Source organism: Achromobacter sp., assembly GCF_032113835.1.
Lineage (GTDB): Bacteria > Pseudomonadota > Gammaproteobacteria > Burkholderiales > Burkholderiaceae_B > Achromobacter.
Genome location: NZ_DAMCTG010000160.1, coordinates 1 through 5166, shown reverse-complemented (window position 1 = coordinate 5166; position 5166 = coordinate 1). Strand labels below are relative to the sequence as shown.

Annotated in this window: 5 protein-coding genes and 1 pseudogene; 2 read left to right on the top strand and 4 right to left on the bottom strand. The window is 68.8% G+C overall.

Annotation, left to right across the window (positions count from 1 at the left end):
* From RT697_RS26850 to RT697_RS26835, 4 genes are all read right to left on the bottom strand, one after another.
* Positions 1-1239 (bottom strand): lytic murein transglycosylase (locus RT697_RS26850; protein WP_313702665.1); only part of this gene is annotated, 1239 nt, incomplete at its 3' end.
* Positions 1240-1330: 91 nt separating this feature from the next.
* Positions 1331-2689: an MATE family efflux transporter gene (locus RT697_RS26845; protein ID WP_313702664.1), complete on the bottom strand. Its 1359-nt coding sequence runs from the start codon at positions 2687-2689 to the stop codon at positions 1331-1333.
* Positions 2690-2699: 10 nt separating this feature from the next.
* A complete protein-coding gene (locus RT697_RS26840; RefSeq protein WP_313702663.1) occupies positions 2700-3065 on the bottom strand; it encodes a sel1 repeat family protein in 366 nt (121 codons plus the stop codon).
* Between the two features lie 44 nt (positions 3066-3109).
* A complete protein-coding gene (locus RT697_RS26835; RefSeq protein WP_313702662.1) occupies positions 3110-3823 on the bottom strand; it encodes a hypothetical protein in 714 nt (237 codons plus the stop codon).
* A gap of 124 nt (positions 3824-3947) precedes the next feature.
* Between RT697_RS26835 and RT697_RS26830 the strand changes: the two genes are divergently transcribed.
* A complete protein-coding gene (locus tag RT697_RS26830) occupies positions 3948-4883 on the top strand; it encodes a LysR family transcriptional regulator (RefSeq protein WP_313702661.1) in 936 nt (311 codons plus the stop codon).
* Positions 4884-4931: 48 nt separating this feature from the next.
* A pseudogene (locus tag RT697_RS26825) lies at positions 4932-5166 on the top strand (adenosine deaminase); the annotation flags it as partial.

Sequence of the window (5166 nt, the reverse complement as noted above, 5' to 3'; positions counted from 1 at the left end):
GGCCAGGAACACCGGACCGCGTGCGCCGGTCGGCGCGAACAGGTACGCCTGCTGGTCGTTGCCCGAAGGCAGCTTCAGCACCGAGCCGTCGCCCTGCTTGACGCCGGCCTGCGCCCATTGGGCGATCGTGCGGCGGTCCTTGGATCCCACGTACTCGGCGTCGGGCTCGGCCGGGATCGCGGCGGCCAGTTCGGCCGGCACCCGCACTTCCACCACGGCGGGCAACCCATGCGTCCACTGCGCGCGGCGCTTGCGCAGATGGTTCGCCGTGGAGGCCAGCGCGTCGGGCAGCGAGTTGTAGAGGTCGATACGGCCGTCGCCATCGCCGTCGGCGGCCAGTTCGTAGAACGAGGTCGGGATGAATTGCGTCATGCCGAACGCGCCGCTCCAGGACCCGACGAACTTGTCGGCAGGCACGGTGCCGTCGCGCAAGAGGCGCACGGACGCGTAGGCGTTCTTTTCCCAGAGCTGCTTGTTTTCGGTGCAGGCGCGCGTCAGCCAGGCATTGAGCACGTCGGTCTTGCCGACCTGGCGGCCGTAGTTGGTTTCGATGCCGAAGATGGCGACCAGCGTCGCGGGGTCAACCTGGTACTGCTGGCTGATGGCGCCGAGCTCCTTGCCGTATTTGGAGAGCACGGCCTTGCCGTCCTGCACGCGCTCGTCGTCGACCGTCTTGGCGATGTAGTCCCACCAGCTTTCGCGGCCCTCGGGTTGGCCCTTGGCCGACGCGACGGTCGTGGGCAGCAGCGTGGCGTTGGCCGTGTACTTGTCCCAGTCGGCGACGGTCAGGCCGTTCGCCGTGGCGCCCTTGCGCAGCTTGTCGATGCAGGCTTTGGTGTCGAGTTCGGTCGGGACGATGACGGTCGGGGCGGCGGCGGCCGGGGTGGCGGTGGCGGCGGGCGCAGCGGCGGCCGCCGGAGCGGCGGTGGCGGCGGGCGCGGTCGACGCAGCAGGCGCGGCCGCAGGTGCCGCAGAAGCAGCGGGTGCGGCAGCCGGTGCTGCGGCGGCCGGTGCCGCGGCGGGCGCGGCATGCGCGGCCGGCGCCGGCGTGTCATCGAAGCTGCGCTTGGGTTTGAGCGCGGGCTGCTGCTGTTCCGGCGCGGGCGTCTGGACGCGCGATCCGGTGGCCGATCCGGGCGACTGCGCCTGCGCGGCGCTGGCGGCGGCGGCGGTCAGTGCCGCGGCCAGCAGCACGCGGGAAAGGCTGTCGATTCGAGGACGGGAGAAACTCTGGCGCATGGCTTTCCTGAAAAATCGAAGTCAGCCGGGATCGTACCGCGACCAGCCGCCGAAATCGAACGCGCCCGGCGTTGACGGGCCAATTCGCCAGCTATGCCGCCTCGCCGTGCCGAAACCCCGCAGGCGGCGCGCGCAGCACGCGCCGGCACAGCCACATCGCAATCAGGCTGAAAATCGCGAAACCGCCCATCTGCCCCAGCATCACGCCCTCGGGCCCGCCAAGGTGCGCGCCCAACCACACGAAGGGCATGGTGCCCACCGTGGCGCGCAGCCAGCCGATGGCGGTGGAATACGTGGCGTATCCCAGGTTGTTGAACACGGAGATCGCGACGAAGAACAAGCTGTTCAGCGCCCACGCAAAGCTGCCGACGCGGCAGAAGAAGACGATCAGGTCGCGCCCGGGGCCGGTGACCCGGAAGACATCCGGCATCCACGGCGCTAGCACCGCCAGCACCACGGCCGCCGAAAACCCGTACAGCAACGCCCAGCGCGTCGTGAGGGCCACGGTGGCCTTCACGCGGTCCCACTGCCCGGCGCCCAGGTTCTGCCCGAGTATCGGGCCGATGGCGCCGGGCAGCACGAAGAACAGCGAATAGGCCAGTTGCAACAGCCGATCGACGACCGTGGCGCCCGCCAGCACGCTGGGGCCGAAACTGGAATACGTGGACACGGTAAAGATGACCGACGCCGGCGTCGCCAGTGTGGTCAGCGCGGCGGGCAACGCGATGTTGCCGATGGCGCCCAGGTGCTCGCGCAGTTCCCGCGCGGGCGGCGAGGCCACCAGCCGGTGCTTGCGGAACACCAGCCAGGCGCCCAGCACGACCGTGGCGACGCGCCCCACCCCGCCCGCCCAGGCAATGCCCTCCATGCCGCCATCCAGCACGAAGATGACGATGGGATCGAGCACGGCGACCGTGCCGGTGCCGGCCAGCAGCACCCACATCGACTGCCGCCCCTGACCGGCGGCGCGCAGCAGGTTCGACAGCATCATCCCGATGCCCATGACCACCGCGAACGGCGTGGTGATGAGCACATACGACAGCAGATGTTCGCGGACGTCTTCGGCCAGGCCGATGGCCGCGGTGAACGGGCCGATCGCCGCCAGAAACGCCACGCCCGCCGCCAGCGCGGCGGCGGCCATCAGGACCAGCGACGCCCCCGCGAGCGTCCGCGCCCGGCCGGCGTCCTGCGCGCCCAGCGCACGCGAGACCAGCGCCGCGCCGCCCACCGTGACGCCGATGCAGATGGACGTAATGGTGAATTGGGTCATGGACCCGAAACCCACGGCGCCCAGCACGGCTTCGTCCTCGAGCGTGCCCAGGTAAAGCAGCGACAGGAACTCGACGGCGAAGACGGCCAGCATGCTGGCCCAGCCGGTCAGGATCATCTCGAGCACGTGCCCGCCGAGCGGGCCGGTCACGAAGCGGGCGTGTGGCGCGGATGCGTTCAAGGCGACTCTGTCATTGCGCGGCCGGCGGCGCTTCGCGTAATTGCGCCAGGCGTTGTGCCGCCAGTTCATAACCCTGCGCCGCGGCGGTCTCGTACCACCGCAGCGCTTCCTTCATGTCGAAACTCTCCATGATGAGGCCCTGCATGTATTGGGCGCCCGGGTCGCCGCGCTGCGCCGCGGCCAGCATCGCGCGATCAGCCATGCCGTCCTGGCGCGGCGACTCACCGTAGATGTAAGCGTTGCCGCCCTCGATGGTGCCGCCCAGCTCGCGCAGCGACGGCGGGGTTTGTATGAACAGCTGGCGCCAGAACAGCGCCACAAGCACCACGAACAGCGCGAAAAAGAAGGTCCAGGTGAAAAGCCGTTTAGCGGTCATGGTTCTCTCGGTCTCGGTGAAAGGCAGGCGCACGCCTGCGGAATTCAGGGATGATCAGCGGCGGGCGCAAACCAGTATTGGAACAAATCGCCGGTGTTGGTGTACCAGGGCAGCAGCATGCCGATGCTGTCGGATTCACGTTGCACCGTCAGCAGCAGCCCGCCTGCGTCCTTGCGCAGGACAGCAACGTGGCGCCGCACGCCCATGGATTCATGCTGGCGCCAGTCATGCCGCACGCTGATCCACAGCCGGCCTTGCGTGCACCCGGCGGCTCGCCAGATGTCGTTGCCGGGGCGCATGGGTTCGCCGCCCGCGGCCATCGAGCCGGCGCCGCCGTCGTGCAGGGCAAGCAGCGCGGCCTCGCGCGCACCTTGCCCATCATGCGTCTCGATCTGCCATCCGCGCGCATCCGCGACGAACGTCACGGTTGAGCGGGACGACAGCTTCCAAGCGGGCGCCGGCGCATCGCGCATGCCGGGCAGGTCCAACGGGTAAAGCAGAAAGCCGCGCAGGTCTTCGAGCAGGAACGCATCGGCATCGCCGGTGCGGCGTTCGCCCTGGGCGCGATAGGTGCCGCTCAGGTCGGGGCATTGCGCCGGATCCGACGGCAGCAGGACTTGCGTGTTGTCTTTGAAGGACGGCCACTTCACGGCCACCTCGTCCACGCGCGACGCGCTGCAGCCGGCAAGCGCCGTGGCCAGTAGCGTGATCGCTGCGAAGGTGACAGCGCGCTCGCCGCCCCGCAATTTCAAATTCAATGCTGCTCTCCCGGTGCAAGCCTAAGCCGTTGCAGGCGTCGAACTATATCCCGAATCCCGCGGCGCGTTGCCAAGCGGCCGGCGCGGGAGAATAATCGGCAAATCGCTCCCGTTCCCCCGCGCCATGACACCGTTCCGAGGCAAACTCCGCATCCGGCACCTGGAAATCGTGCTGACCGTCTCTGAATTGGGCAACCTGTCCAAGGCGGCAGCGCAGTTGCATAGCACGCAATCGGGCCTGTCCCGGGCGATCGCCGAGATCGAGGAACTGGTGGGCGCGCGGCTGTTCGAGCGCACCGCGAAAGGCACGACCTGCACGCCACTGGGCGACGCCATGTGCCGCCACGCGCGCCAGTTGCTGACCGGCTTTCGCAAGGCCGAGGTCGACCTGGCCGCAGTCTCTCGCGGCGAAGAAGGCAGCCTGACCGTGGGCTGCTTTTCCATGTTTGCGGGCTGGCCGGTGGCGCAGGCCGCGCGCGACTACCGCGAAGCGCATCCGCGCATCACGCTCACCATCGAGATCGGCACGCACGAGCGCCTGATCGAGGACCTGGACGCCGGCGCCCTGGACGTGCTGATCAGCCGTTTCACGTCCACAGTCAATCCGGAGATATACCGTTCGACCACGCTGCTGGAGGATCCGGTGGTGCTGGCCTGCGCCCCGCACCATCCGCTGACGTGTCTGCCAGAGGCCACGCTGGCCGATTACGTCGCTTATCCGTGGATCACCGCCCTGCCTGGCAGCCGCATCCGCGGCGAGCTGGAATTGTCCCTGCGCCAGGCCGGTCTGGCGATTCCGGATATGATCGGCGTCCTGTCGCTGGAATTCGGCCGCGAATTGCTGCTGGACGGACACTACCTGTGGATGCTGCCCGGCAGCGTCGCGGCCGTCCGGCAGGCGCGCGGCGAACTGGCCGTGCTGCCGGCCCGGCCCGCCCTGCGCAGGTCGCCCCTTGCCGCCATCTGGCGCCGCGACCGCCCCAGCACCCGTCAGGCGCGCGCCTTCGCGGACCAGCTCGAACGCACCATCCGGGCCGATGGCATCGCGCTGGCCGCATGAACCGCGCGCCGCATCCCGAACACGCACCTCATTCATACCGGAGCACCCATGTACGACTGGCTCAACGCATTGCCCAAGGCGGAATTGCACCTGCATCTGGAGGGCACGCTCGAACCCGAGCTGCTCTTCAAGCTGGCGCAGCGCAACGGCGTGGCGCTGCCCTGGCCCGACATCGACGCCCTGCGCGGCGCTTACAACTACAACAACCTCCAGGAATTCCTGGACCTGTACTACATGGGCGCGGACGTCCTGCGCACCGAGCAGGACTTCTACGACCTGACGT